We start from the raw sequence: 25,948 nt of genomic DNA on the forward strand, positions 1-25,948 counted from the left end.
GTCCCGCGGGGACGCCCCGTAAGCTGGAGGTATGGCCTACGAGATTCCGGTGACGCAAGCAAGAGCTGAACTCGCCGAGCTGATCAACCGGGTGGTGTACGGCGGTGAGCGCGTCGTCGTGACCCGGCACGGCAAGCCGCTGGTCGCGCTGGTCTCGGCCGCCGACCTGGAGCGGCTGGAGGCGCTGGACGAGGAGGCCGGGGAGCAGGTCATCAGCTCGGTGTCCGGGGTCCACGAGCCCCGTTCCACGCCGCGCGGACAGCAGCGCTTCGGCATCGCGGCGGAGCACCGCCGTCCCGGCACCTCCTGAGCCCGCCCACGCGCGAGCCCACGTCTCTGTCTCTACGCGAGCCCACGTCCCCGTCTCTACGCGAGCCCACGTCCCCGTCTCCGCGCGAGCCCATAGCGGGGTCATGCGCGTGCCAAGGTCTGGTTAACGTCGTTGAAACTCCGGCGTTCTAGCCTGCCGATCCACGCCACCAGGGGTTTTTCTGCCCGGATTGACGAGACTCCGGGGATTTGTCTGTGTGTTACATCTGTCCCCGTCGTGGTGGCCGCGGCAACCGGACCCCGCACGGTCCGGAGCAAGGACTGTGAGGTGGGACGTGCAACTGACCCCGCATGAGCAAGAGAGGCTGCTGATCCATGTGGCGGCCGACGTGGCCGAGAAGCGCCGGGCCCGCGGGCTCAGGCTCAACCACCCGGAAGCGGTCGCCCTCATCACGTCGCACATCCTGGAGGGCGCGCGGGACGGCCGTACCGTCGCCGAGCTGATGTCCTCCGGCCGCAAGATCCTGACCAGGGACGACGTCATGGAGGGGGTCCCCGAGATGATCCGTGACGTCCAGGTCGAGGCCACCTTCCCGGACGGTACCAAGCTCGTCACCGTCCACGAGCCGATCGTCTGAGGGGCCGCGATGATTCCCGGAGAGATCCTGTTCGCGGACGACCCCGTCGTCTGCAACGCGGGCCGCGAGGTCACCCGGCTCACCGTCCTCAACGCCGCCGACCGGCCGGTCCAGGTCGGCTCCCACTACCACTTCGCCGAGGCCAACCCCGGCCTGGAGTTCGACCGCGCGGCCGCCCACGGCAAGCGGCTCAACGTCGCCGCCGGCACCGCCGTCCGCTTCGAGCCCGGCATCCCCGTGGCGGTCGAGCTCGTGCCCCTGACCGGCGCCCGGATCGTGCCGGGGCTGCGCGGGCAGACCGGAGGTGCCCTCGATGCCTGAGATCTCCCGCGCCGCCTACGCCGACCTGTTCGGCCCCACCACCGGCGACCGCATCAGGCTCGCCGACACCGACCTGCTCATCGAGATCGAGGAGGACCGCTCCGGCGGCCCCACGAGCTCCGGGGACGAGGCGGTCTTCGGCGGCGGCAAGGTCATCCGCGAGTCCATGGGCCAGTCCCGCGCCACCCGCGCCGAGGGCACCCCCGACACCGTGATCACCGGCGCCGTCGTCGTCGACCACTGGGGCGTCGTCAAGGCGGACGTCGGCATCCGCGACGGCCGGATCACCGCCCTCGGCAAGGCCGGCAACCCGGACACCATGGACGGCGTCCACCCCGACCTGGTCATCGGCCCCGAGACCGAGATCATCGCGGGCAACGGGCGCATCCTGACCGCCGGTGCCATCGACGCGCACGTCCACTTCATCTGCCCACAGGTGGCCGACGAGGCGCTGGCCTCCGGCGTCACCACCCTGGTCGGCGGCGGCACGGGACCCGCCGAGGGCTCCAAGGCCACCACGGTCACCCCCGGCCCCTGGCACCTGGCACGGATGCTGGAGGCGATGGAGGCCTACCCCGTCAACGTCGGATTCCTCGGCAAGGGGAACACCGTCAGCCATGAGGCGATGCTCTCCCAGATCCGGGGCGGCGCCGTCGGTCTCAAGCTGCACGAGGACTGGGGCTCCACGCCCGCCGTCATCGACGCGGCGCTCACGGTCGCCGACGGCACCGGCATCCAGGTCGCCATCCACACCGACACCCTGAACGAGGCCGGGTTCGTCGGCGACACCCTCGCCGCCATCGCGGGCCGGGGCATCCACTCGTACCACACCGAGGGCGCCGGCGGCGGCCACGCCCCGGACATCATGACGGTCGTCTCGCAGCCGAACGTCCTGCCCAGCTCCACCAACCCGACCCGGCCCTTCACCGTCAACACGACCGAGGAACACCTCGACATGCTGATGGTGTGCCACCACCTCAACCCGGCCGTCCCCGAGGACCTGGCGTTCGCCGAGTCCCGGATCCGCCCCTCCACGATCGGCGCGGAGGACATCCTCCACGACCTCGGCGCGATCTCGATCATCTCCTCCGACTCCCAGGCGATGGGGCGGGTGGGCGAGGTGATCCTGCGCACCTGGCAGACGGCCCACGTCATGAAGCGCCGGCGCGGTGCCCTTCCGGGCGACGGCCGCGCCGACAACCACCGGGTACGGCGCTATGTCGCCAAGTACACGATCAACCCCGCGCTCGCCCAGGGCCTCGCCGCCGAGACCGGCTCCGTCGAGACCGGCAAGCTCGCCGACCTGGTGCTGTGGGAACCCGCGTTCTTCGGGGTCAAGCCGCTCCTCGTCATCAAGGGCGGGCAGATCGCGTACGCGCAGATGGGCGACGCCAACGCCTCCATCCCCACCCCGCAGCCGATCCTGCCCCGCCCGATGTACGGCGCCATCGGCCGGGCCCCCGCCGCCAACTCCGTCAACTTCGTGGCGGGCCTGGCGATCGAGGACGGGCTGCCGGAACGGCTGGGACTCGGCAAGCGGTTCGTGGCGATCGAGTCCACGCGCGCGGTCACCAAGGCCGACATGCGCGAGAACGATGCCCGGCCGGACGTCCGGATCGACCCCGACAGCTTCGCCGTGCACATCGACGGCGAACTGGTCGAGGCCGCCCCGGCCGCCGAACTGCCCATGGCCCAGCGTTACTTCCTCTTCTAGTGTCCAGGGCAACCCTGCTCGTCCTGGCCGACGGCCGCTTCCCCGCCGGAGGGCACGCGCACTCCGGTGGGGCGGAGGCCGCCGTCAGGGCGGGCCGCATCACCGACGCGCCGAGTCTGGAAGCGTTCTGCCGGGGCCGGCTGCACACCTCCGGGATGGTCGCGGCGGCACTGGCGGCGGCGGCCGTCCTCGGTGCCGACCCGGGCGAGCTGGACGCGGCGGCCGACGCGCGTACGCCGTCCCCGGCCCTGCGGGCCGCCGCGCGGCGCCTCGGCCGGCAGTTGCTGAGGGCCGCCCGGGTGACCTGGCCGTCCGCCGAACTGGACGCCGTGGCCAGCCGGTTCCCCAAGGGCGCCCATCAGCCCGTCGTGCTCGGTCTCGCCGCCCGGGCCGCCGGGCTCGCACCCGAGGACGCGGCCCACTGCGCGGTGTACGAGAGCGTGAGCGGGCCGGCCACGGCCACCGTCCGGTTGCTGAGCCTCGACCCGTTCGACGCGACCGGAGTCCTCGCCCGGCTGGCCCCCGAACTCGACCGAGTGGCCGACTCCGCCGTGGAGGCCGCGCGGAGGGTGGCCGACGAGGGGGTAGACGCGCTGCCCGCGGCTTCCGCGCCCCTGCTGGAGGTGGGCGCGGAGTGGCACGCGGGCTGGCCCGTCCGGCTGTTCGCGTCATGAGCTCGCCCACCCGCCCGACTCGCTCGGCTGAAGACTGACCCACCCCAGGAGCCGTACATGCACCTCGACCACACCCACCCCGCCCCCGCCGCCCTCAGCGCCGACGCGCGCCGCCCCGACGGGACCCGCCGTGCCCTGCGGATCGGGCTCGGCGGCCCCGTCGGCTCGGGCAAGACCGCCACCGTGGCCGCCCTGTGCCGGGCGCTGCGCGACGAGTTGTCCCTCGCCGTCGTCACCAACGACATCTACACCCGCGAGGACGCCGAGTTCCTGCTCCGGGAGGCCGTGCTGCCGCCCGAGCGGATCACCGCCGTCGAGACGGGCGCCTGCCCGCACACCGCGATCCGTGACGACATCTCCGCCAACCTCGAAGCCGTCGAGGACCTGGAGGACGCGGTCGGCCCCCTGGACCTCATCCTCGTGGAGTCCGGCGGCGACAACCTCACCGCCACCTTCTCCAAGGGGCTCGTGGACGCCCAGATCTTCGTGATCGACGTGGCCGGCGGCGACGACATCCCGCGCAAGGGCGGCCCCGGTGTCACCACCGCCGACCTCCTCGTCGTCAACAAGACCGACCTCGCACCCTACGTCGGCTCCGACCTCGCCCGGATGGCCGCCGACGCCAAGGCGCAGCGGGCGGAACTCCCCGTCGTCTTCCAGTCGTTGCGCGGCGAGACCGGTGTCGCCGACGTGGCCGCCTGGGTCCGGGAGCGGCTCGCCGCATGGACGGCGTGACCGTCGCCGGCGTCCGGGGAAGCGCCCGGATCGTCGCCCGCGCCGACGGCCGCGGCGGTACGGCCCTGCCCGTCCTGGACGGCGAGGGCCCACTGGCGCCGCGCCGCACCCGGTCGGCCGGAGGCGAGGCGAGGGTCATGGTCGTCGGCGCCATGAGCGGGCCGCTCGGCGGTGACCGCTTCACGCTGGCCGCACGGGTGGAGGAGGGCGCCCGGCTGTACGTCGGGTCGGCCGCCGCCACCCTCGCCCTGCCGGGGCAGACCAAGGGCGAGGCCCGGTACGACGTCCGGCTCGACGTGGCCACCGGTGCCGAACTGCACTGGATGCCCGAACAGTTGATCTCGGCCGGCGGCAGCGACCTGCGGATCACCACCCGCGCCGACCTCGCCGCCGGCGCCCGGCTCGTGCTGCGCGAGGAGCAGGTGCTGGGGCGGACCGGGGAGCAGCCCGGGCGCCTCACCAGCCGGTTCACCGTGCGGGTCGCGGGCCGGACCGTGCTGGACCAGGAACTGGCCTGCGGACCTGGTGCGCCGGGCGGCTGGGACGGGCCGGCCGTGCTGTCGGGATGTCGTGCGGTCGGGCAACTCGTCGTCGTGCGCCCCGAGTTCGCCGAGGCGCCGGTGGCCGCGCGGATGCTGGGGGAGTGTGCGTCGCTGGTACCCCTGGCGGGCCCCGCCGCGCTCGTCACCGCCCTCGCGCCGGACGCGCTGCGACTGCGCGGGCTCCTGGACGAGGCACTGGCCGGGCTCGGCTGAAGCATCCGGGCCGTCCGAGGAACCGAACATGATCATCCGGTTATCGGATTGGTAAAGATAGGTGACGACCCCTGTTCCCAGCCGACTCACAGCCGAGAGGATCCCCGCCTGACAACTCACAGCGAGGTACGGGGAGGGGCCCACTTGAGGGAGAACAGACCGAAGAGCCGCCTGATGGCACTCGGTTCCGCTGGAGCACTCGTCACCGCCACCCTGATCGCCGGCGCGGTCTCGGCTCCCACGGCCGGTGCCGCCGGCCGGCCCGCGCAGGACCGGGAGGCCAAGGGCGTCGAGATCGCCGCCGCCCGGGCCGCGAAGGCGGGCGTCGAGTGGCGGGACTGCCCGGCCGACTGGGGGCTGGAGAAGCCCATCCAGTGCGGCTGGGTCAGCGTGCCGCTCGACTACGCCCACCCGTACGGCAAGCAGATCAAGCTCGCCGTGGACCGCATCGGCAACACCGGCACGAAGAAGGAGCGCCAGGGCGCGCTGGTCTACAACCCGGGCGGCCCCGGCGGCTCCGGTCTGCGCTTCCCGCGCCGGGTCACCACGAAGGCCCCGGTCTGGGCGAACGTGGCCAAGGCCTACGACTTCGTCGGCTTCGACCCGCGCGGCGTCGGCCACTCGGCGCCCATCTCCTGCGTCGACCCGCAGGAGTTCGTCAAGGCGCCCAAGATGGACCCGGTGCCCGACAGCGAGGCCGACAAGACCGCGCAGCGCAAGCTGGCCCGTGAGTACGCGGACGGCTGCGCCGAACGCAGCGGCGCGATGCTGCCGCACATGACCACGCCGAACACCGCCCGCGACCTCGACGTCATCCGCGCCGCTCTGGGCGAGAAGAAGCTCAACTACCTCGGCGTCTCCTACGGCACCTACCTCGGCGCCGTCTACGGCACGCTCTTCCCCGGCCACGTCCGCCGCATGATCGTGGACAGCGTGGTCAACCCCTCCCGCGAGAAGATCTGGTACGAGGCCAACCTCGACCAGGACGTCGCCTTCGAGGGCCGCTGGAAGGACTGGCAGGACTGGGTCGCCGCCAACGACGCCGCCTTCCACCTCGGCACCACCCGCGCCGCCGTCCAGGACAAGTGGCTCCAGCTTCGCGCCACCGCCAAGAAGAACCCGATCGGCGGGGTCGTCGGCCCGGCCGAGCTGATCTCCTTCTTCCAGAGCGCCCCGTACTACGACTCCTCGTGGGTACCGGTGGCGACGGTCTTCAGCAAGTACGTCGCCGGTGACACCCAGGCCCTGGTCGACGCCGCCGCCCCCGACCTGTCGGACACGGCCGGCAACATCAGCGCGGAGAACGGCAACGCCGTCTACACGGCCGTCGAGTGCGCCGACGCCAAGTGGCCCACCAGCTGGCAGAAGTGGAACCGGGACAACACCCGGCTCAACAAGGACTACCCGTTCCTCACCTGGTCCAACGCCTGGATGAACCTCCCCTGCGCCACGTGGCCGAGCAAGCAGCACACCCCGGTCGAGGTCAAGACGCACCAGGGACTGCCGAAGGTCCTGATCGTGCAGTCCACGCGTGACGCCGCCACTCCCTACCCGGGCGCCGTCGAACTGCACAAGCGCTTCAAGGGCTCCCGCCTGATCACCGAGAAGAACGCGGGCTCCCACGGCGTGACCAGCCTGGTCAATCCCTGCATCAACCAGCGCGTCGACGCCTACCTGCTCGACGGCACGCTGGACGGCAAGGACGTGACCTGCGCGCCGCACGCCACGCCCAAGCCGTGACCGTACCGACACGCTGACGAGGGGCGGCCGGCCCTCACCGGCCGCCCCTCGCCCATGGGGCCTTCCCGGCCTCCCTTCGCCCATGGGCCTTCCCGGCCACCCCTTGTCCATGCGGCCCTCCCTTGCCGCTCCTCGCCCCCTCGCGGCCCTTCCTTGCCGCTCCGCTCCCGTACGGTCCTCCTGGCCGCCCTCCTCCCGTACGGCCGCTAAGCCGTGCGCCAGGCGTCTCCGCCGCGTAGTCGAACAGGTCCGGGCAGACCTGGGCGAGCAGCGGAAGGACCTCCCGCAAGTCCCGGCCGCGCAGCGCCCCGGTCAGCCACTCCACCGTCTCCGGCAGGCTCTCGGCGTACGACACCACCGGCCGGTAGCCCAACTCCCGCTCGGCGGCCGGCATGTCGCACACCACCGGCCGCGGCACCGACACGGCGTCAGCCCCACGGCCCGTCGAGGTACACGGTGCGGGTCTCCACCCCCATCAGGGAGCGACTGTCGGCTGGGTCACGGGGACCGGTACCGGGTAGTCCGGGAAGCCGTCCGGCTCGCCCATCGTGTCGAAGCGCCGTCCCGCGCCGTCCTCGTACACGGACACACTGGAGATCACCACCGCCGAGCCGATCCGGCCCGCGAGCCCCGTCACCTGCCGGGCGTGCCCGGCGTCGCAGGCGACCACGTCGACCAGCAGGTCGCAGCCGTCGCCCACCACCGCGGCCAGGGCCGTGTCGTCGGCGCGGTCCAGCCGTACCGTCCGCACCCCCTCGTCCCACGCCACGTCCCGGCCGCCGCCGCGCGAGGCGGCCGTCACCGCCCAGCCGTCCCGCGCCAGCGCCTCCACCACCGGACGCCCGATCTGCCCGCTCGCCCCGATCACCACAGCTGTCTTCATACGGCGAGCCCAGGCATCCGGCCCGCTGCCTTCCTTCTGCCGACGGCAGAGGTCAACTGAGCGGTGCGCGCGGGAACCTGCGCCTGGCGTTCTGCTCCGCCGCCTGCCGTTCCTTGACGACGGCCGCGTACTCGTCGACGTACTCCTGCCCGGACAGGGCCAGGATGGCGTAGACGATCTCGTCGGTGACCGCACGCAGCACGGCCTTCTGGTGCTCCATGCCGGCATAGCGGGAGAAGTCCAGGGGCTCGCCGAAGCGGATGGTCACCGGGCGGATCCTGGGAACGATCTTCCCGGGCGGCTGTGCCTCGAACGTGCCGATCATCGCGCACGGCACCACCGGAACGCCTGCCGTGAGGGCCATCACGGCGACCCCGACCTTGCCCTTGTACAGCCTGCCGTCGTGCGAACGGGTGCCCTCCGGGTAGATGCCGAGCAGTTCGTCCCGGCGCAGCACCCCGAGCCCTTCGCGGATCGCGGCCTGCCCCGCCTCCTTGCCCGAGCGGTCCACCGGGATCTGCCCCGCGCTGCGGAAGAAGAACGCGGTGAGCCGGCCCTTCACCCCGGGGCCGGTGAAGTACTCCGCCTTGGCAAGGAAGGTGATGCGGCGTTTCAGTATCGCCGGCATCAGGAAGTGGTCGGAGAACGACAGGTGGTTCCCGGCGATGATCGCCGGCCCCGACGCGGGCACGTGTTCCAGACCTTCGATCCGGGGCCGGAAGACCACTCTGAGCAGCGGACCCAGGACCACGTACTTGAGCAGGTAGTAGAACACGGCTCGCTCCTCACTCTGCCGGCTCCTCTTCGAACCGGTGTTTTCCCAGGTCAACCCAGGGATCACGGACATGGGCCGATGTGCACCTGTCGTCATCTGTAACCAGGTTCGGGCGGTGTCATGCTGACCGTTTGCCGAGTCAGCTGATGGATGGTCAGGTGACGAGGCGGGTCACCGTCTACCCGCACTCGATCACGGCGACGCTGTCCTCGAAGAGCCGCGACGTGTTCCGGCGCAGCACCGCGGTGATGCCCCTCTACACCCTCATACTGGGCCTGCTCGCTCTAATGGGGTTCATGCGATCGCGGCCGGAGTCGAGGTCACCAACGGGCAGCTGGCGATCCCGCAGCTCTTCGAGGACATGTTCCCGGACTGGTTCGCGGGGGTGGCGTTCGCGGCGATCGGCATCGGCGCGCTGGCCCCGGCGACGATCATGTCGATCGCGGCGGCGAACTCCTGAAGGCGGCGGAGGCCGCCGAGGGCATCGACGTCACATCGCCCGGGGATCACACGGCGGATGCGCCACAAGCGGCAGCGACGGCGGTCCCCGCCCTGCGTCCGGGCACGTCGCCTGCGCCCAAGCCCAGCTGAGAGCCCGCTCCCCGCACGTCTAGGCCGCCGCCCGCGCTCCGATCGAGTCCAGGGCGGCGGTCACCGTCCTGCGCAGTGTCGCCGCGTCGGCACCGGCGCGGGAGCGCAGGTTGACGCCGTAGGCGAGCAGGGCCAGCAGGTCCGCGGAAGCGCCCGGATCGGCACCGGGGGACAGCTGCCCCAGGCCGTCGGCGGTCACGAGGGCGGCGTACATCGCCTCGCGTAGCTCCTGGTGATGCTGGTCCAGGACGGCGCGCACCTCGGGGTCACCGTTCTCCGCCCCGGCGTGCGCGTTGGAGACCATGCAGCCCCACCGGGCGTACGCGCCCGAGCAACGGGCCTCGATCAGGCCGTCGAAGAACTCGGAGACGGCCGGCAGGCCCCGCTCGTCCTCGGCCAGGCGCCGGAACATCGGCTGGGACCGCTGCTCCAGGTAACGGCGCAGCGCGGCGAGGTAGAGCTCCTGCTTGCCGCCGAACGTGGCGTACAGGCTGGAGCGGTTGAGCCCGGTCGCGGTCACCACGTCCTGGATCCCGGTCGAGGCCACGCCCTGCCGCCAGAACAGCCGCACCACGGTCTCCAGGGTGGCGTCCGGATCGAAGTGCTTGATGTCCGGCATGATCCACCCACCATCCTGAAATGAGGATTCCAAGATACTCCCGGTTCAGTACGCCGCAAAGGTGCTCACAGGTACAGACCGGGACAGGCCCTCAGCAGCGCGGAGTCGTCCAGGTTCGTCCACGATCCGACCCAGGGGTGCGGCGCGCCGCGACCATGCCCCCATGAATCGCATACCGACCCTCTGGGCGGCCGCGCACGGGTCGCGGACTCCCCGCCTGCGCCGCCGCCTCGCCCGCCGCGCCGTCCACCTGGCCGCGTTCATCAAGGCACTCGCCCTCGCCGACCACCGCCCGTTCACGAGCCTCTGACCCGCCGACACCTTCGCACGGCTGGCGCGGGGCCACGCACACCCTTATCTTGGAACGGTCATTTCAAGATTGACGGGTCCCGCTCCAGTCGCCGCCCAGGAGGAACCAGCACCATGACCACCCTCAACGCCGAACTGCGCACCTTCTACGAAGCCCGCCAGCAGCAGATCCCCGCCGAGATCCGGCAGATCATGCAGCGGGCCGGCCAGGAACTCGCCGACTCCGGCCAGGCCGACCGCGCCCTGACCGTCGGCGCCCAGGCCCCGCGCTTCCGACTCCCCTCCGCGACCGGCCGGACCCTGGCCCTGGACGACCTGCTCGCCGAGGGCCCGGTCGTGCTGACCTTCTACCGCGGCGCCTGGTGTCCGTACTGCAACATCGCCCTGCGCTCCCTCCAGCAGCACCACCAGGCGATCACCGCCCGCGGCGCCCGCCTGGTGGCCGTCTCCCCGCAGATCCCCGACGAGTCCCTGACCCTGACCGAGAAGCACGACCTCGCCTTCGACGTCCTCAGCGACATCGGCTCCGACACCGCCAAGCAGTACGGCCTCGCCTTCGACCTCCCCGACGACCTCGCCGCCGTCTACGACAAGCTCGGCTTCGACCTCCAGCGCGTCAACGACGGCCACCCGCGCACCCTCCCGCTGCCCGCCACCTACGTCATCGACCGAGACGGCGTCATCCGCTGGACCTTCGTCAACGCCGACTACGCCACCCGCGCCGAGCCGGCCGACATCCTCGCCGCCCTCGACGCGCTGGCCTGACGCCGACAGCCGACCAGCGCCACTGCCAACAGGACCGGTCAGGCGCAGGCGAGCCTGGCGGAGCCGAGGGGGCGTCTTCTAGTTCGACGGTCTTTGGCCAGGATCGTGCGCCGGCTCAGGCCGGATCGGGATCCTTCCAGGCCGATCTTCTCGAACCGTCGCCGGTCGCCTGCGACCGGGAAGTCCACTTGGTGGCGTGATGGGGGAAGCACTCCGGTGCGTCGCCGGCCCAGCCGCCGGAGGGCCGGCCATCGGATGCGAGGACGACCTGATGGACAGTCAAGTGTCCAGACACTCGTCCAGGGGCTCGTCCAGCGCCTTGCCTACGCGCTCCAGCCACCTCGTGTCCATGATCGTCAGATCCGGACCGGCGACGTACCAGCCCTCGGCCGTCGTGGATCGGGAACCTTCGGCAGCCGCTCAGCCCCGCCGGTCGCGAACCGGGCGCCCTGCGCCGGCCGGCACACCTCGGCGCCTGAAAGCCGCACGGTCATGGCCCCCTGAGCGGCGTATTTCCGTACGCGGAGACGAGTGGAAGGCTTGGGGTATGGCCTTTCGACCGTGGGCGGACCTCCGGCGAGCGTGGCAACCGGGTCACGCACCCGCGCTGATGGTGATCCCACTGGGGCTGATCGTCACGGTCTGTGTCGTGGACGTACTGGCTCCGCCGCACATCCACCTCGGGCCGCTGCTGGTGGCGGCGCCGGCGATCACGGTGGCGTTCGCGGGGGCCCGCGTGACGGCACTCATGGGAGCGCTCGCGGTGGCGGCCGAGGCGCTGATCGGCGTGCTCAGAGGGGTCATGATCACGGCCAACGTCCAGGCGCAGCTCATCGCGCTCATCGTCGTCTCCGCCATCTGTGTCGGCATCTGCGTCGTGCGGGACCGGCGCGAGCGCCAGTTGCACCAGGTGCGGTCCGTGGCCGAGGCGGCGCAGAGCGTGCTGTTGCAGCCGCTGCCCGCCCGCACCGGCCACCTGAGGATCGCCGGCCTGTACCTCCCCGCCGAGGAAGAAGCCGCTCTGGGCGGAGACCTGTACGCGGCCGCACGCACCGACCACCACAGCACCCGGCTGCTCATCGGCGACGTGCGCGGCAGCGGGCTGGCCGCGATCAACAACGCCGCCCTGCTGCTCGGTGCCTTCCGCGCGGCCGCCCACCGGCAGGCCACCCTGCCCCGTCTCGCCGTCCACCTGGACGCCGCGTTCCGCTGGGACACCAGCCAGTGGCGACCACAGGCGGAGCAGGACACCAACGAGGACTTCGCCACCGCCATCCTGCTCGACATCCCCGACCACGATCCGGTCGTCCACCTCATCAACTGCGGCCACCCGCCGCCACTGCTCCTGCGTGGGAATCACATCACCCCACTCGTGGCCGAGACGAGCCACCTTCCGATCGGACTCGGCGGTTCCTTCGGTATCGCCGCCTACGACGTCCAGACGTTCCCGTTCGAAGTCGGCGACCTGCTGCTTCTCCATACGGACGGCGTCATCGAAGCACGTGATGCCAACGGCGTCTTCTACCCGTTCACCGAACGGGCGCCCGAGTGGACCAAGGACGACCCTGACGAACTCCTGCGCCTCCTCAAAGACGACCTACTGGCCCACGTCCACGGACACCTGGAAGACGACGCGGCCGTAGTCGTCATCCGGCGCCTGGCCGTCTGACCCCCGGTCACGCGACCAGCCGACCGTCCGGCACGACCCATGGGTGGAGCAACCGCATGGTTGCTGTCGCGTGGTGCTGGAACCATGTCGGCGCGTGCCGCGTGATCACTCGTGCGAGCTCGACGTGCCCGGGTGGTGCGTCGCGCGGAAGTCCGCTGAGTCGGTACGAGAGGGCTTGGGTGCGAGATGAGAGTGCAACCGCGCCAGGAACGGAGTCCTCTCCCGGTTCTGGGGATGTGCGTCGTGCTGGTGGCCTTGTTGGAGCGCTTCCTGTCGTTGGCCGGCGGGCCGAAGACGTATGTCCTGTGCGATCACGTCGTCGGGCTCTCCGAGAGGCTCGACCGCGAGGCGGGTACGAACCGGTGGCTCCTGCTGGCGGGGCTGGTGCTGTCCGTGGCGGCACTGGCCTTCTCGCGGGCGCGCCGCCGGCGGATCCTGCCGGTCCTCGCCCTGTCCGCCGTTGTGGTCCTGGTGGTCTCGGCGGACGGGTACGCGGCGCGCGCGGATGCCGTCGCCGCGCAGATCGAGACAACTCAGACCTGCGACGAGCCCACGACGGTCTACGACACCTCTCATGGATGGTTCGACTGGAGCCCCCTCAGCCCCTGAACGGCGCATGATCGGCGGTCACCTGACGGATCGTTCATCCGAGCCCCGCCACAGTGCGCATGCGTGAGGGGGCGGAGGCGCACTGAACGGCGCCGCAGCGTCACCCGGATGAGACACCCCGCTCGCTGAACACCTTCGATGCGAGCCGCCTCTCTCGACCCGATGCTGTGGCGCGAGCGGTCTCGGTCTCGCCTGCTCCCGGATTGTGGTGGCCGCCGACGGGAGGCAGGGTGGTCTTGAGACCGTCTGGGCGAGGCAGAAGGCGCGGGGTCTGTCAGGGATCTGTCGATCGTCCGTTCCGGGCAGGCTTACGGAGGTGTGGTACATGTCAGAGAAGACCCCTGAGCACACGACCGCCCGCGAGAGCTCCTTGCCGCCCGAAGTCAAGTTGCTGCAGGAAGTCACTCCGCCCTTCTTCCCCGAAGGTGGTTCGGGAATGACCATCCTCGTCGACTGGCCTCCCGGTCACCCCGGGCTGCCTCCGCATCGCCACTCGGGCCCGTCGTTCGGCTATGTGATGGAGGGCGCGCTCCGGTTCGAGCTGGAGGGTGAGCCGGAGCGTGTGGTCGAGGCCGGTGGGACGTTCTGGGAGCCGGGCGGTGACGTGATCCACTACCAGGACGGCAACGCCCTGTCGGACGCACCGACCAAGTTCGTGGTGACCATGGTGTGCGCGCCGGGTCAGCCGATGCTCACGTTGGTCGAGGAGGAGGAGCTGAAGGAACGGGCGCACCTGCGCGCCCCGCGTCCCTCCGAAGGCTGACCTTCGATCGGCGTGGCCGCGCGCCCGCGCAGCACGCGTGTCACCGACAAGCCAGGACAGCGCAGCTCCTCCGCCAGCCAGCCGGGGCTGACGATCCCGTACCCGGCATACGGATGTCCATCAGCACCACGTCGGGTGCCGGAGACTGGCGGGGCGGGCGCGCCGTGAGGGACACGGCTCACCCCCGCTCCGCTTCGGCGTACGGGCCGCGACCGGCGTGCCCCCGTACGCCGGCCGTGTCCGGCCCTCGTACGATGTTCCCGATGACCGGCACCCGAGCACACGCCCAGCGACCGCCCCAGCGGCGGCACCGGGGGCTGCTCGTGCTCGCTCTGCTGGCCGGACTGCTCGGGATGCACGCGCTGGCGCCCGGCGGGGGCATGGCTCACGCCGGAGACTCCGGGCACGCCCGGACCGCGCACGGCGCGGTCGTCGTCAGCGCGCCGGACGACTGCCCGGACGCCGCCGGTCACTGCGGCGGCCACCGGCTGCACCACGCCGACCCGAGCTGTGCCTCGGGCGCGCTGGACGGCGGCCCCCAGCTGCCCGTACCGGCCCCCGACACGGTGGCCGTCGTCGTACCGGCCGCCTGCCCGCGCCCCGGTCCGGCCACCGCGCCGGACGGCGCCCGTGCCCCGCCCGATCTGGCGGAACTCCAACTCCTGCGGATCTAGAGCCGCCCCCGGCCGCCCGCCCCTGCCCCGGCGCAGGTTCCGCGGTCGTGTTCACGCGTGCCCGAAATCCCCTCAGAACAGTAGGAGTTCCCCGCATGACCATCCGTACCCTGACGCGCCGTGCCGTCCTCGCCGCGGTCGCCGTGACCGGAGCCCTCGTCCTGGCCGCCTGCGGCGGTGACAACGACAGCGCCGGCGGCCACACCGGCCACGGCTCCTCCGCCACCGCGAGCGCGTCGGCCGCCCCGAGCGCGTCGGCCACCGCCCACAACGCCCAGGACGTCTCCTTCGCCCAGGGCATGATCCCGCACCACCAGCAGGCCCTGGAGATGGCGAAGCTCGCCGACGGCCGGGCCTCCTCCGCGCGGGTGAAGGACCTCGCCTCGCGCATCGAGAAGGCGCAGGACCCGGAGATCCGCACCATGACCGGCTGGCTGACGTCCTGGGGCGAGCAGGTCCCCATGGCCGGCACGGACCACTCCGCCCACTCCGGGATGTCCGGGATGTCCGGGATGATGAGTGAGGGCGACATGACGGCCCTGAAGAAGGCCACCGGCAAGGACTTCGACACCAAGTTCCTGTCGATGATGGTCGACCACCACGAGGGCGCCGTCGAAATGGCCACCACCGAGAAGGAGAAGGGCCAGTACGGCCCCGCCAAGACCATGGCGGACGCCATCGTCACCGCGCAGAACGCCGAGATCAAGGAGATGAAGCAACTCCTCGGCACGCACTGACGGCGCGGCGGGCGGGGACCGGTCCCGTCACCGGCCCCCGCCCGTCCCTCAGGCCAGCACCTTCTCCAGGGCCGCCAGCGCCGACCGCAGCTCCTCCGCCGTGATCGTCAGCGGCGGCGCGAGCCGGATCGTGGACCCGTGGGTGTCCTTGACCAGGACACCCTCGCGCATCAGGCGCTCGCTGATCTCGCGGCCGGTGCCGAGGGCGGGGTCGACGTCCACGCCGGCCCACAGCCCCCGCGCCCGGAAACCGGTCACGCCCTTGCCGGTCAGCCCGGTCAGCCCGTCCCGCAGGACCACGCCCAGCTCGGCCGCCCGGCGCTGGAACTCACCGGTCTCCAGCAGCTCGACCACGGCCGTGCCGACCGCCGCGGCGAGCGGATTGCCGCCGAACGTCGAACCGTGCTCACCCGGGTGCAGCACCCCCAGCACCTCGCGCCGGCCCACCACCGCCGACACCGGCACGATGCCGCCGCCGAGCGCCTTGCCGAGCAGCAGCACGTCCGGGACGACGTCCTCGTGCTCGACGGCGAGGGTGCGGCCCGTCCGGCCGAGGCCCGACTGGATCTCGTCCGCGACGAACAGGCAGCCCTTGCGGCGGGTCAGCTCCCGCACCCCGGCGAGATAGCCGTCGTCCGGGATGATCACCCCGGCCTCGCCCTGGATGGGCTCGATCAGCACCGCCGCCGTGGTGTCGTCGACCGCCGCCTCCAGCGCGGCCAGGTCGTTGTACGGCACGATCCGGAAACCGGGCGTGAACGGTCCGAACCCGGCCCGGGCCGTCTCGTCGGTGGAGAAGCTGACGATGGTCGTCGTACGGCCGTGGAAGTTCTCCGCCGCGACCACGATCGTCGCCTGCCCGGCCGGGACGCCCTTCACGTCGTACGCCCACTTGCGGGCCACCTTGATGCCGCTCTCCACCGCCTCCGCGCCCGTGTTCATCGGCAGCACCATGTCCAGGCCGGTCAGCTCCGCGAGCCGCTCGGCGAAGGGGGCCAGCCGGTCGTTGTGGAAGGCGCGGGAGGTGAGGGTGAGCCGGTCGAGCTGTCGGTGTGCCGCCTCGATGAGCGCCGGGTGCCGGTGGCCGAAGTTGAGGGCCGAATAGCCGGCCAGCATGTCGAGGTAGCGGTTGCCCTCGACGTCCTCCACCCAGGTGCCCTCGGCACGGGCCACCACCACGGGCAGCGGGTGGTAGTTGTGCGCGAGGACCGGCTCCTCCGCGCGGATCAGGTCGTCGGACGTACGGGTGCGCGCGGGTGCGGTCATCAGCGGATCTCCTGGGTGCAGCACTTGATGCCGCCGCCGGCCTTGTGGAACTCGGACAGGTCGACGGGGACGGGGACGTAGCCGTGGCCGGCCAGACGTTCGGCGAGCGCTTCCGCCTGGGGCGCGATGAAGACGTTCCGGCCGTCGGAGACGGAGTTCAGGCCGAACGCCATCGCGTCCTCGCGGGTGGCGAGCACCGCGTCCGGGTACAGGCGCTTGAGGACCTCCCGGCTGCCCGCGGAGAAGGCCTCCGGGTAGTAGCAGATGTTGTCGTCGTCGAGGACGAACAGCGCCGTGTCCAGGTGGTAGAAGTACGGGTCGACCAGGGTCAGGCCGATCACCGGGTGGCCGAGGAACTCCTGCGCCTCCCGGTGGGCCTCACGCGTGGTGCGGAACCCGGTGCCGGCGAGCACGTACCGGCCCGTCCACACCAGGTCGCCCTCGCCCTCGGTCACCGACTCGGGCCGGTGGACGTCGTAGCCGGCCGCCTTGAACCAGGTGTCGTAGTGCACCGACTCGGGGCGGCGCTCCGGGGCGTGGAACAGGGAGCCGAAGACCCGGCCGCCGACGACGAACGCCGCGTTGGCGGCGAACACCATGTCCGGCAGGCCGGGGACCGGCTCCACGGAGTCCACGGTGTGGCCGTGCGCCCGGTAGGCGCGGATCAGCTGCTGCCACTGCTCCTGGGCGAGGTCCACGTCGACGGGTTTGTCGGGATGCATCCAGGGATTGATCGCGTACTGGACGGCGAAGTGTCTGGGTTCACAGACCAGAAAACGCCGGGAACGCGGCACACGACTGTCGGACACAGAGGGTTTCCTCCGTTTTCCTGTGTGTCACTGAGGGGTGACACCACGGTAGGAAGGGAGGCAGACGGGCGACAAGCGAGAAAGGCTGCGCGGACAGGCAGGATCGCTGCGTTGTTGCCGGGCGTCACGCACGACTCCTGCGCGACGGTCCGGTCAGTCGGGGGCCGCGTGGGTGGCACCCGCCTCCGGGCTTTCCGGGAGCAGATGGGACAACACCATCACGCTGATCGTCTTCCGGATGAACGGCTCGGCGCGGATCCGCTCCAGCACCTCCTCGAAGTGCTCCACGTCCCGGGCGCGCACGTGCAGCAGCGCGTCGGCGCCGCCGGTCACCGTCATGGCCGCCGCGATCTCCGGATGGTTGCGGACGACCTCCGCCAGCCGCCGGGGCGGGGCCGCGCCCTCGCAGTACACCTCGACGTACGCCTCCGTGCGCCAGCCCAGCGCGGAGGGCTTGACCGTGGCCGTGAACCCGGTGATCACCCCGGTCTCCCGCAGCCGGTCCACCCGCCGCTTGACCGCGGTGGCGGACAGCCCGATCGCGGCTCCGATCTCGGCGAAGCTGGTCCGCGCGTTCGTCATCAGCGCGGTGGTGATCTGGCGGTCCAGCTCGTCGAACGAGGGCGTCCTGCTGTTCATGCGGGCACTGTAGCCAGCCGCGCGCGCACCGCGCGGCTCACGACTGGGTGACCACCAGGGCGAGCGTCAGCAACCCCAGCACCACCCATCCGAACCACAGCCAGCCGTTGCTGCCGAGCGCGACCGTGTAGGCGGTCACGACGACCAGCCCGCCGACCGTGAGCGCCCCCATCGTCTTGGTGGAACCGTTCGTGGAACCGGGCATCGCGACACCCTCCTCATGGTCCGTCCACGACCATGGTGCCCCGGTTCGGGCCCGGACGGGATAGGTGCGGCAGGTCCTGGCGCGGGACGAGGCCAGGCCCCGTCGTTTCGATCATCCCGGCGTCCGAACGACAGGATCTAGCCCTCGCGCGCGTTCAGCGAGGCCAGGTAGGCGTTGTACGCCTCCAGCTCCTTGTCGCCGTCCCGGTCGGCGGCCCGGTCCTTGCGCTTGGCCTGCCGCTGCTCGGAGCGGTACCACTGGAACAGCAGCGCGATCAGCACCAGCACCGAAGGGATCTCGCTGAACGCCCAGGCGATGCCGCCCGCCGCGCTCTGGTCGGACAGCGCGTCGATGCCCAGCGAGGCGGGCGGGTGCTCGAAGGTCTCCACCATCGGCGTCGACGCCATCATCAGCGCGATACCGAAGAACGCGTGGAACGGCATGCCCGCGAACAGCTCCAGCATCCGCATCAGATGGCCCGGCCGGTGCGGGCCCGGGTCGACACCGATGATCGGCCAGAAGAACACGACACCGACCGCGAGGAAGTGCACCATCATCGCGACGTGCCCGGTCTTCGAGCCCATCAGGAAGTCGAACAGCGGGGTGAAGTAGAGGGCGTACAGGCTCGCGATGAACAGCGGGATGGTGAACGCCGGGTGGGTGATGATCCGCATGTACCGGCTGTGCAGCAGCATCAGCAGCAGCTCACGCGGACCCTTGCGGCCCTTGCCGGCGGTCGGCAGCGCGCGCAGCGCCAGGGTGACCGGGGCGCCGAGCAGGATCAGGATCGGCGACAGCATGCTGATCACCATGTGCTGCACCATGTGCACGCTGAACATGACCATGCCGTAGTCGTTCAGCCCGGTGCACATCACCAGCGCGATGGTGAGCACGCCGACGACGTACGAGACGGTACGGCTCACCGGCCAGGCGTCCCCGCGCCGCCGCAGCCGCACGACACCCCAGCCGTACAGGGCCAGACCGGCCAGGCAGGCGATGAGGAAGAAGGGGTCCGCCGACCATTCGAGCCCTCGCCCCAGCGTGAACGGCGGCAGATCCATGGTCATGCCGTGCCCGCTGTGATCCATCCGGCGGCTCCTGGTTCGTGGGGGTTGTGCGGTGTCTGTCCACAGCTGTCTGTGTCCGCACCAAGAGTAGAACCGGCCCCGGTCACCGCGGTGACCGGGGCCGGTTCGTCCTCACCCGGACCAGTGGGTCACAGAACGCACTCCGCCTCGTCGTACCGCTCCGCCGGTACGGTCTTCAGCGTCTCCACGGCCTCCGCCAGCGACACCATGACGATGTCGGTCCCGCGCAGCGCCGTCATCTTGCCGAACTCACCCCGGTGCACGGCCTCCACCGCGTGCCAGCCGAAGCGGGTCGCCAGCACCCGGTCGTACGGCGTCGGCGTGCCGCCCCGCTGCACATGCCCGAGGATCACCGGCCGGGCCTCCTTGCCGAGCCGTTGCTCCAGCTCGACCGACAGCTGCCGCGCGATGCCCGCGAAGCGCTCGTGGCCGTAGATGTCCTTGCCGCCCTCGTCGAACTCCATGGAGCCGGGTCTCGGCTTGGCCCCTTCCGCGGCGACCACTATGGCGAACCGCTTGCCCGCCTCGAACCGCTCGCCGACCTTCTTCGTCAACTCGTCGATGTCGAAGGGCCGCTCCGGCACGACCACGGCGTGGGCACCGGCCGCCATGCCGGAGTGCAGCGCGATCCAGCCGGTGTGCCGGCCCATGACCTCCACGATCAGCACCCGCTGGTGCGACTCGGCGGTGGTCTTCAGCCGGTCCAGGGCCTCGGTCGCCACGGTCACCGCCGTGTCGAAACCGAAGGTGACATCGGTGACGGCGATGTCGTTGTCGATGGTCTTGGGCACGCCCACGATCGGCAGCCCGGCGTCCGACAGCAGCCGGGCCGCCTTCAGCGTGCCCTCACCGCCGATCGGGATGATCGCGTCCAGGCCGAGTTCCGCGACATGGCCCCTGGCCCGCTCCACGCCGTCCCGCAGATGCTCCGGGCGGACCCGGGAGGAGCCGAGGATGGTGCCGCCGCGCGCGAGGATGCCGCCCACGGCGTCCAGGTCGAGCTTCAGATAGTCGCATTCCAGGAGGCCCTTCCAGCCGTCCCGGAAACCGATGACCTCGTCGCCGTGGTCGGCGACGGCGCGGTGCACGACGGACCGGATGACGGCGTTCAGGCCGGGGCAGTCGCCGCCGGACGTGAGGACACCAATGCGCATAGCCCGAAATACCTTCTCAACGTGGGCCCGGTAACCGGACCACGATGTCCGGCGGATTCCCGGTCACCCTACCGGCGTGAGGGGGTGGCTCCGTAGCGGGCGTCCGCCTGCTGGACGCGCCCGCACATGTGAGCGGACGGACCGTCAGGCGGGCCCGCCACAAGCCTGCCGGACCCCACTGGAATCCGGCTGAACAACGGGTTACGCAGGCTGCTGCGCAACTGGGCTCACGCAGGCTGCTGCGCAACTGGGCTCACGCAGGCTGCTGCGCAGCCGCGATGCGCTCGTTGCGGAGCGCCTCGTACCAGCGGTCGTCGATCGGCGGCAGCGCGTTGACGTCGAGCGCCAGCTTCAGCAGCAGGTCGGCGATCTGCGGGTTGCGGGCGAGGACCGGTCCGTGCATGTACGTACCGAAGACGGTCCCGTTGTACGCGCCCTCCGTGGCGTCCCCGGTGCCGTTGCCCTTGCCGATCTGCACCCGGGCGAGGGGGCGGGCCGTGGGGCCCAGGTGGGTGACGCCCTGGTGGTTCTCGAAGCCGGTCAGCTGGGGGAGGCCGAGCTGCGGGTCGATGTCGGCCAGCACGTCACCGACGCACCGCTCGCCCTCGCCGCGCACGGACACCACGTCGAGCAGGCCGAGGCCCGGCTCGCGCTGGCCGAGGTCGTTGATGAACTCGTGGCCGAGGATCTGGTAGCCGGCGCAGACCGAGAAGACGATCGCGCCGTTCTCCACCGCCCGGTGCAGATGCCCGTCCCGGCGCAGCCGCTCGGCCGCGAGCCGCTGCGGACGGTCCTCGCCGCCGCCGATGAGGTAGATGTCACCGGAGGTCGGGATCGGCTGGTCGCTGCGCACGTCGAGGCGGGCCACGTCCAGGCCGCGCTGCCGGGCCCGGCGCTCCACGACGAGCGCGTTGCCCTGGTCGCCGTAGGTGCTCAGCAGGTCCGGGTAGATCCACACCAGCCGCAGTTGGTTGTCGCTCATGAGGTGATCGCCCTTCGAGGATCAGAAGATCAGTTGCCGACGCGGCGGCGCAGGTCCTGGAACGCGGTGTAGTTCGCGATGACCTCGATCCGGCCGGGCGGGCACATCTGCACGGCCTGGTCGAGGTTGTCGCAGACCTGGAAGTGCTGGTTGGCGACCTCCAGACGGACGGCGAGGTCCAGCTTCCGGTCGCCGATGACGAAGATCGGGTGGCCGGTCAGCCGGGTGTAGTCGACGTCCCACAGCCAGGAGGTGTCGGTGCCGTCGGCTCCCCGCGCGTTCACGGACAGGATCACCGGCGCGGGCGGCGGGTCGATCAGGGAGAACGTCTCCAGCCAGCCGGCCGGGTTCTTCGCCAGCAGCAGCCGGAGGTCGCGGTTCTGGAACTGGACGACGTCGTACCGGCCGGCCACCGCCTGCACCTGGTACATCCGCTCCAGGGCGACCTGCGGCGGCACCCCGAAGACGGCGGCGACGGCCGCGGAGGAGGCCGCGTTCGCCTTGTTGGCACGGCCCGGCAGCTGGAGGTGGATCGGCCAGGCGGACCCGTGCGGGTCCAGCACGTGGTCCCCGGACAGCGCCCAGGTCGGCGTCGGCCGCCGGAACCCGCACTCACCGCAGAACCAGTCGTCACCCGGGCGCTGCATCACGCCACCGCACGACGGGCAGGACCAGGCGTCGTCCTTCCACATCTGCCCGGCCGCGACCCAGATCACATTCGGGGACGACGACGCGGCCCACACCACCAGCGGGTCGTCGCAGTTGGCGACGATGACGGCCTTGGAGCCGGCCAGGCCCTCCCGCCAGTTCTCGGCGAGCATCCGGGTCTCGGCGGCGCGGTCGAGCTGGTCACGGGAGAGGTTCAGCAGGGCGATGCACTTCGGGCTGGTGTCCCGGGCCACACCGGCCAGGTACTTCTCGTCGACCTCGATGACGCCGAACTTGGCGTCCGAGCCGCCCGCCAGGGCGGAGGTGATGCCGGCCGGCATGTTGGCGCCGAGCGCGTTCGACACGACCGGGCCCGCGGCGCGCAGCGCCTCGGCGATGAGCCGGGTGGTCGTGGTCTTGCCGTTGGTCGCCGACACCAGGACGACGTCCAGGTTCTGGGCGAGCCGGGCGAGCAGGTCGGGGTCGAGCTTCAGTGCGACCCGGCCACCGATCACCGATCCGCTGCCGCGCCCCGCGGCCCGCGATGCCGCAGCGACCGCCTTGCCCGCGGTCACGGCCAGCTTGGCCCGCGGCGTGAGCGGGTCCGAGTTGCCTGCCATCAGTTCTCGATCCTCCTTGCGTACGCGCCGCGCCTGGGGCCATCCGGCAACGTGGTGTGAACCTCAGCCTATCGAGATCCATTCCCACACCCGAATCCCGGCCCAGGCCTTGAGCGGCGGGCATGAGCGATACGAACCGTACCCTTGCCGCCATGCGACACGGTTCCATTCCGGGCGCCCACGGGCGCGTCCGGCCCCTCACCCTGCTCGGCGACGCGGTACTGCGCGAGCCCTGCCGGGACGTCACCGACTTCGGCCCCGGCCTCGCCGCCCTCGTGGAGGACCTGTTCGCCACGATGTACGCGGCGCAGGGGGTGGGCCTGGCCGCGAATCAGATCGGGGTCGGTCTGCGGGTGTTCGTGTACGACTGTCCGGACGACGAGGACGTGCGTCACCTGGGGCACGTGGTGAACCCCCGGCTGGTGGAGGCGGACGGTGTGGTGATCCGCGGTCCCGAGGGCTGCCTGTCCCTGCCGGGGCTGGAGGCGGGAACCGAGCGCTACGACCACGCGGTGGTCGAGGGCCTCACGCTGACCGGCGACCCGGTCATCCTCCACGGCACCGGTTTCTTTGCCAGATGCTTGCAACACGAGTGCGACCACCTGGAAGGCCGGGTGTACGCGGACCACCTCACGGGGTGGCGGAAGCGGAGACTGCTGAGGCAGGTCTCCAGGGCTTCCTGGAACCGGGTGGGCGCACAGGCCTGAGGGGCGCGGGGGCCGTTCAGAACCCCGGGCCCCCCACCCTGTCCCCGGCCGCGGCCAGGCGACCCCACAGCAGGTCGGCGAGAGACCGCACCAACTCGGCCCGGGAACAAGGCCGTTCCCCCAGCCACCAGTCCCCGGCGGCGTGCATCATCCCGACGATCCCATGTCCCCACACCCGTGCCAGCTGCTGGCTCTCCGGCCCGAGGTCCACCCGCTCCTCGATGACCTGGGCCAGTTCCTCGCCCATCCGCCGCAGCAGCGGAGCCGAGTGCTTGCCGACGTCGAAGCCCTGGTCGCCGCCGGTGCTGCCCTCCGCCGGATGCATGAGGAACCGGTACACCTGGGGTCGCGCCTCGATCGCGGCGAGATAGGTGTCCAGCGTGGACTCGACCCGCTCGCGCCGGTCGACCGGCGCGTCCAGCGCCGCGCGCAGCGACGCCAGCAGCGCGTCGGTGTGCCGCTTGGCCAAGGCCGCGTAAAGACCGCCCTTGTCGCCGAAGTGCCGGTAAAGGATCGGCTTCGTGATACCCGCTTCCGCCGCGATCGCGTTCATCGACGCCTGCGGGCCGTCGCGCAGCACCACCCGGTCGGCGGCCTCCAGCAGCTCGCGCCGTCGGCGGTCGGCGGACCGCTGCTGATCGGTCCGCTGCGTGGTGTCCATGTGCTCTCCCCACCCGTGCTGATTCGGTGACGCCTGCGCAAACTAACACTGACCGGGCCCCTGACATCGAACGGGCAGCCGAGGCGTCATCGGCGGTTGACTTTTCCTACCGATCGGTAACACACTCGGGTTACCGTAAGTAACACCGCACCACCGCCGCTGGAGGGGACATGGCCGAGTTCACCATGGAGCTGAACGAGGAACAGAAGGAAGTACGCGACTGGCTCCATGGCTTCGCCGCGGATGTGATCCGTCCCGCGGCGGCGGAGTGGGACGAGCGCGAGGAGACCCCCTGGCCGGTCATCCAGGAGGCCGCGAAGGTCGGCATCTACTCCCTCGACTTCTACGCGCAGCAGTACTTCGACCCCACCGGCCTCGGCATCCCGATGGCCATGGAGGAGCTGTTCTGGGGCGACGCGGGCATCGCCCTGTCCATTGTGGGCACCGGCCTGGCCGCCGTGGGTGTACTCGCCAACGGGACCGAGGAGCAGATCGGCACCTGGATACCCCAGATGTACGGCGACCAGAACGACGTCAAGGTCGCCGCGTTCTGCTCCTCCGAGCCCGACGCCGGCTCCGACGTCGCCTCCATGCGCACGCGTGCCGTGTACGACGAGGCCAAGGACGAGTGGGTGATCAACGGCACGAAGACCTGGGCGACCAACGGCGGCATCGCCAACGTCCACGTCGTCGTCGCCGTCGTGGACCCGGAGCTGGGCTCCAAGGGCCACGCCTCCTTCATCGTCCCGCCGGGCACGCCCGGACTCTCCCAGGGGCAGAAGTTCAAGAAGCACGGCATCCGCGCCTCGCACACCGCCGAGGTCATCCTGGACAACGTCCGGGTGCCCGGGTCCTGCCTGCTCGGCGGCAAGGACAAGCTGGACGAGCGGCTGGCCCGGGCCCGGGAGAAGGCGAAGAAGGGCGGCGACCGCGTCAAGAACGCGGCCATGGCCACGTTCGAGGCGTCCCGCCCGGCGGTCGGCGCCATGGCGGTGGGCACCGCCCGGGCCGCGTACGAGGTCGCCCTCGACTACGCCACGACCCGGGAGCAGTTCGGCCGCCCGATCATCGACAACCAGGGCGTGGCCTTCCAGCTGGCGGACATGCGCACCCAGATCGACGCCGCCCGCCTGCTGGTGTGGCGTGCCTCCTGGATGGCGATCAACGGCAAGCCGTTCACCGCCGCCGAGGGCTCCATGTCGAAGCTGTTCGCCAGTGAGACCGCCAAGAAGGTGACGGCCCAGGCGATCCAGATCCTCGGCGGCAACGGCTACACCCGTGAGTACCCGGTCGAGCGGATGCACCGGGACGCGGCCATCTACACCATCTTCGAGGGGACGAGCGAGATCCAGCGGCTGGTCATCGCGCGGACCCTGTCGGGAATGCCCATCCGCTAGCGCTCACCGGTGCCTGAGCGGTGTGAGCTGCTCGATGTCGTACTTGGCCCGCAACGCCTCGATGGCCTCCTGGTCCGGAGGGCCGCCGTTGCCGAGGATGTCCAGCAACTCCTCGAAATAGCGCTCGTGGTCCGGCGGGGGAGCGGCCTGGAAGAACATCTTCGCCGGTGTCTCCGTCGGATTCGCGAACGCGTGCGGGCAGCCGGGCGGTACGACGATGACCGTGCCCGGTGTCGCCCGGACCACCCGGCTGCCCGACGACGACTCCCACTTCCGCCAGTTGTCGGGGGTGCGCACGCGCGGCTCGAAGGCGAGCACGTCCAGTTCGCCTTCGAGGATGTAGAACAACTCCTCGCTGCGCGTGTGCACATGGGCGCCCACGTCGAAGCCGGGCGGGACCTCCACCTCGAAGGTGGAGGCCATGCGCGAGTGCAGGCCGGTGACCTTGAACGTCACCCGCTGGGCCGGTGTCTCGACGACCCGGCCGTGGCCTGGTGGCACGTACAGTCCCTCGGTCTCTGTCATGGGGAC

General features: G+C 71.1%; 30 protein-coding genes and 1 pseudogene. 18 read left to right on the forward strand and 13 right to left on the reverse strand.

What is annotated here, in order from left to right; translation table 11 throughout:
• Positions 1–31: 31 nt before the first annotated feature.
• The 8 genes from ACH4LD_RS18990 to ACH4LD_RS19025 all read left to right on the forward strand — a co-directional run bounded on the left by ACH4LD_RS18990 (position 32) and on the right by ACH4LD_RS19025 (position 6,847).
• On the forward strand, positions 32–310 hold the full coding sequence (locus tag ACH4LD_RS18990) for a type II toxin-antitoxin system Phd/YefM family antitoxin (protein WP_103815658.1): 279 nt from the start codon (positions 32–34) through the stop codon (positions 308–310).
• Positions 311–605: 295 nt separating this feature from the next.
• Entirely contained in the window at positions 606–908 is a 303-nt protein-coding gene (locus ACH4LD_RS18995; RefSeq protein ID WP_398056402.1) for an urease subunit gamma, read from the forward strand.
• A gap of 9 nt (positions 909–917) precedes the next feature.
• Positions 918–1,229, forward strand: a complete 312-nt coding sequence (locus ACH4LD_RS19000) for an urease subunit beta (protein WP_398056401.1) — start codon at positions 918–920, stop codon at positions 1,227–1,229.
• A complete protein-coding gene (locus ACH4LD_RS19005) occupies positions 1,222–2,943 on the forward strand; it encodes an urease subunit alpha (RefSeq protein ID WP_398056400.1) in 1,722 nt (573 codons plus the stop codon). Before ACH4LD_RS19000 ends, ACH4LD_RS19005 begins: the two co-directional genes overlap by 8 nt.
• The gene (locus ACH4LD_RS19010) at positions 2,943–3,617 is read left to right on the forward strand and encodes an urease accessory protein UreF (RefSeq protein ID WP_398056399.1); all 675 of its coding nucleotides are present in this window, start codon (positions 2,943–2,945) and stop codon (positions 3,615–3,617) included. Before ACH4LD_RS19005 ends, ACH4LD_RS19010 begins: the two co-directional genes overlap by 1 nt.
• Positions 3,618–3,674: 57 nt before the next feature.
• Positions 3,675–4,352 (forward strand): urease accessory protein UreG, encoded by a 678-nt coding sequence (gene ureG, locus ACH4LD_RS19015; protein WP_030655157.1) that lies wholly within the window; start codon positions 3,675–3,677, stop codon positions 4,350–4,352.
• Positions 4,340–5,107 carry an urease accessory protein UreD gene (locus tag ACH4LD_RS19020; protein WP_398056398.1) on the forward strand — a complete coding sequence of 256 codons (768 nt, stop codon included), beginning with the start codon at positions 4,340–4,342 and terminating at the stop codon, positions 5,105–5,107. Before ureG ends, ACH4LD_RS19020 begins: the two co-directional genes overlap by 13 nt.
• A gap of 174 nt (positions 5,108–5,281) precedes the next feature.
• Positions 5,282–6,847: an alpha/beta hydrolase gene (locus tag ACH4LD_RS19025; protein WP_398056397.1), complete on the forward strand. Its 1,566-nt coding sequence runs from the start codon at positions 5,282–5,284 to the stop codon at positions 6,845–6,847.
• 475 nt (positions 6,848–7,322) lie between these two features.
• Here ACH4LD_RS19025 and ACH4LD_RS19030 read toward each other — a convergent pair whose 3' ends face one another.
• Complete coding sequence (locus tag ACH4LD_RS19030) at positions 7,323–7,730, reverse strand: NAD-dependent epimerase/dehydratase family protein (protein ID WP_398056396.1); 408 nt, start codon at positions 7,728–7,730, stop codon at positions 7,323–7,325.
• Positions 7,731–7,782: 52 nt separating this feature from the next.
• Positions 7,783–8,505, reverse strand: a complete 723-nt coding sequence (locus tag ACH4LD_RS19035; protein ID WP_398056395.1) for a lysophospholipid acyltransferase family protein — start codon at positions 8,503–8,505, stop codon at positions 7,783–7,785.
• A 176-nt stretch (positions 8,506–8,681) separates the two neighbouring features.
• Here ACH4LD_RS19035 and ACH4LD_RS19040 point away from each other — a divergent pair.
• Positions 8,682–8,959, forward strand: a pseudogene (locus tag ACH4LD_RS19040) (sodium:solute symporter); the annotation flags it as partial.
• A gap of 156 nt (positions 8,960–9,115) precedes the next feature.
• Here the strand turns inward: ACH4LD_RS19040 and ACH4LD_RS19045 are convergent.
• On the reverse strand, positions 9,116–9,715 hold the full coding sequence (locus ACH4LD_RS19045) for a TetR/AcrR family transcriptional regulator (protein ID WP_398056394.1): 600 nt from the start codon (positions 9,713–9,715) through the stop codon (positions 9,116–9,118).
• Between the two features lie 163 nt (positions 9,716–9,878).
• Here ACH4LD_RS19045 and ACH4LD_RS19050 point away from each other — a divergent pair, with 163 nt between their 5' ends.
• From ACH4LD_RS19050 to ACH4LD_RS19080, 7 genes are all read left to right on the forward strand, one after another.
• Positions 9,879–10,025, forward strand: a complete 147-nt coding sequence (locus ACH4LD_RS19050; RefSeq protein WP_398056393.1) for a hypothetical protein — start codon at positions 9,879–9,881, stop codon at positions 10,023–10,025.
• Between the two features lie 113 nt (positions 10,026–10,138).
• A complete protein-coding gene (locus tag ACH4LD_RS19055) occupies positions 10,139–10,789 on the forward strand; it encodes a peroxiredoxin-like family protein (protein ID WP_398056392.1) in 651 nt (216 codons plus the stop codon).
• Between the two features lie 610 nt (positions 10,790–11,399).
• On the forward strand, positions 11,400–12,458 hold the full coding sequence (locus ACH4LD_RS19060; protein WP_398056391.1) for a PP2C family protein-serine/threonine phosphatase: 1,059 nt from the start codon (positions 11,400–11,402) through the stop codon (positions 12,456–12,458).
• Between the two features lie 243 nt (positions 12,459–12,701).
• Positions 12,702–13,067 (forward strand): hypothetical protein, encoded by a 366-nt coding sequence (locus ACH4LD_RS19065; RefSeq protein WP_398056390.1) that lies wholly within the window; start codon positions 12,702–12,704, stop codon positions 13,065–13,067.
• A gap of 325 nt (positions 13,068–13,392) precedes the next feature.
• Positions 13,393–13,830 carry a cupin domain-containing protein gene (locus ACH4LD_RS19070; protein ID WP_398056389.1) on the forward strand — a complete coding sequence of 146 codons (438 nt, stop codon included), beginning with the start codon at positions 13,393–13,395 and terminating at the stop codon, positions 13,828–13,830.
• 263 nt (positions 13,831–14,093) lie between these two features.
• Positions 14,094–14,504: a DUF6153 family protein gene (locus tag ACH4LD_RS19075; RefSeq protein WP_398056388.1), complete on the forward strand. Its 411-nt coding sequence runs from the start codon at positions 14,094–14,096 to the stop codon at positions 14,502–14,504.
• 95 nt (positions 14,505–14,599) lie between these two features.
• Positions 14,600–15,241 (forward strand): DUF305 domain-containing protein, encoded by a 642-nt coding sequence (locus tag ACH4LD_RS19080; protein ID WP_398056387.1) that lies wholly within the window; start codon positions 14,600–14,602, stop codon positions 15,239–15,241.
• 48 nt (positions 15,242–15,289) lie between these two features.
• On the opposite strand, the gene rocD is transcribed toward ACH4LD_RS19080, so the two are convergent.
• The 8 genes from rocD to ACH4LD_RS19120 all read right to left on the reverse strand — a co-directional run bounded on the left by rocD (position 15,290) and on the right by ACH4LD_RS19120 (position 22,652).
• Positions 15,290–16,507, reverse strand: coding sequence for an ornithine--oxo-acid transaminase (gene rocD / locus ACH4LD_RS19085; protein ID WP_398056386.1), 1,218 nt, complete (start codon positions 16,505–16,507; stop codon positions 15,290–15,292).
• On the reverse strand, positions 16,507–17,316 hold the full coding sequence (gene ddaH, locus ACH4LD_RS19090; protein WP_398056385.1) for a dimethylargininase: 810 nt from the start codon (positions 17,314–17,316) through the stop codon (positions 16,507–16,509). The genes rocD and ddaH overlap by 1 nt, the downstream gene beginning before the upstream one ends.
• 153 nt (positions 17,317–17,469) lie before the next feature.
• Positions 17,470–17,955, reverse strand: a complete 486-nt coding sequence (locus ACH4LD_RS19095) for an Lrp/AsnC family transcriptional regulator (protein ID WP_132788386.1) — start codon at positions 17,953–17,955, stop codon at positions 17,470–17,472.
• Positions 17,956–17,992: 37 nt separating this feature from the next.
• Positions 17,993–18,160, reverse strand: a complete 168-nt coding sequence (locus tag ACH4LD_RS19100) for a hypothetical protein (protein WP_014671269.1) — start codon at positions 18,158–18,160, stop codon at positions 17,993–17,995.
• 137 nt (positions 18,161–18,297) lie between these two features.
• A complete protein-coding gene (locus ACH4LD_RS19105; protein ID WP_398056384.1) occupies positions 18,298–19,248 on the reverse strand; it encodes a cytochrome c oxidase assembly protein in 951 nt (316 codons plus the stop codon).
• Between the two features lie 128 nt (positions 19,249–19,376).
• On the reverse strand, positions 19,377–20,402 hold the full coding sequence (locus ACH4LD_RS19110; protein ID WP_132788384.1) for a 6-phosphofructokinase: 1,026 nt from the start codon (positions 20,400–20,402) through the stop codon (positions 19,377–19,379).
• Between the two features lie 253 nt (positions 20,403–20,655).
• Positions 20,656–21,384 carry a type 1 glutamine amidotransferase gene (locus ACH4LD_RS19115; RefSeq protein ID WP_398056383.1) on the reverse strand — a complete coding sequence of 243 codons (729 nt, stop codon included), beginning with the start codon at positions 21,382–21,384 and terminating at the stop codon, positions 20,656–20,658.
• 29 nt (positions 21,385–21,413) lie between these two features.
• Positions 21,414–22,652, reverse strand: coding sequence for a MurT ligase domain-containing protein (locus ACH4LD_RS19120; protein WP_030655212.1), 1,239 nt, complete (start codon positions 22,650–22,652; stop codon positions 21,414–21,416).
• Positions 22,653–22,804: 152 nt separating this feature from the next.
• On the opposite strand from ACH4LD_RS19120, the gene def reads away from it, so the two are divergent.
• Positions 22,805–23,359, forward strand: a complete 555-nt coding sequence (gene def / locus ACH4LD_RS19125) for a peptide deformylase (RefSeq protein WP_398056382.1) — start codon at positions 22,805–22,807, stop codon at positions 23,357–23,359.
• Positions 23,360–23,375: 16 nt separating this feature from the next.
• Here def and ACH4LD_RS19130 read toward each other — a convergent pair whose 3' ends face one another.
• On the reverse strand, positions 23,376–24,020 hold the full coding sequence (locus ACH4LD_RS19130) for a TetR family transcriptional regulator (RefSeq protein ID WP_103815674.1): 645 nt from the start codon (positions 24,018–24,020) through the stop codon (positions 23,376–23,378).
• 170 nt (positions 24,021–24,190) lie between these two features.
• Here ACH4LD_RS19130 and ACH4LD_RS19135 point away from each other — a divergent pair, with 170 nt between their 5' ends.
• On the forward strand, positions 24,191–25,417 hold the full coding sequence (locus ACH4LD_RS19135; protein ID WP_398056381.1) for an acyl-CoA dehydrogenase family protein: 1,227 nt from the start codon (positions 24,191–24,193) through the stop codon (positions 25,415–25,417).
• 3 nt (positions 25,418–25,420) lie between these two features.
• Here the strand turns inward: ACH4LD_RS19135 and ACH4LD_RS19140 are convergent, their stop codons facing one another.
• Positions 25,421–25,942, reverse strand: a complete 522-nt coding sequence (locus ACH4LD_RS19140) for a cupin domain-containing protein (RefSeq protein WP_014671261.1) — start codon at positions 25,940–25,942, stop codon at positions 25,421–25,423.
• Positions 25,943–25,948: the final 6 nt, after the last annotated feature.

This window comes from Streptomyces sp. NPDC017676 (genome assembly GCF_044329325.1).
Classification (GTDB): domain Bacteria; phylum Actinomycetota; class Actinomycetes; order Streptomycetales; family Streptomycetaceae; genus Streptomyces.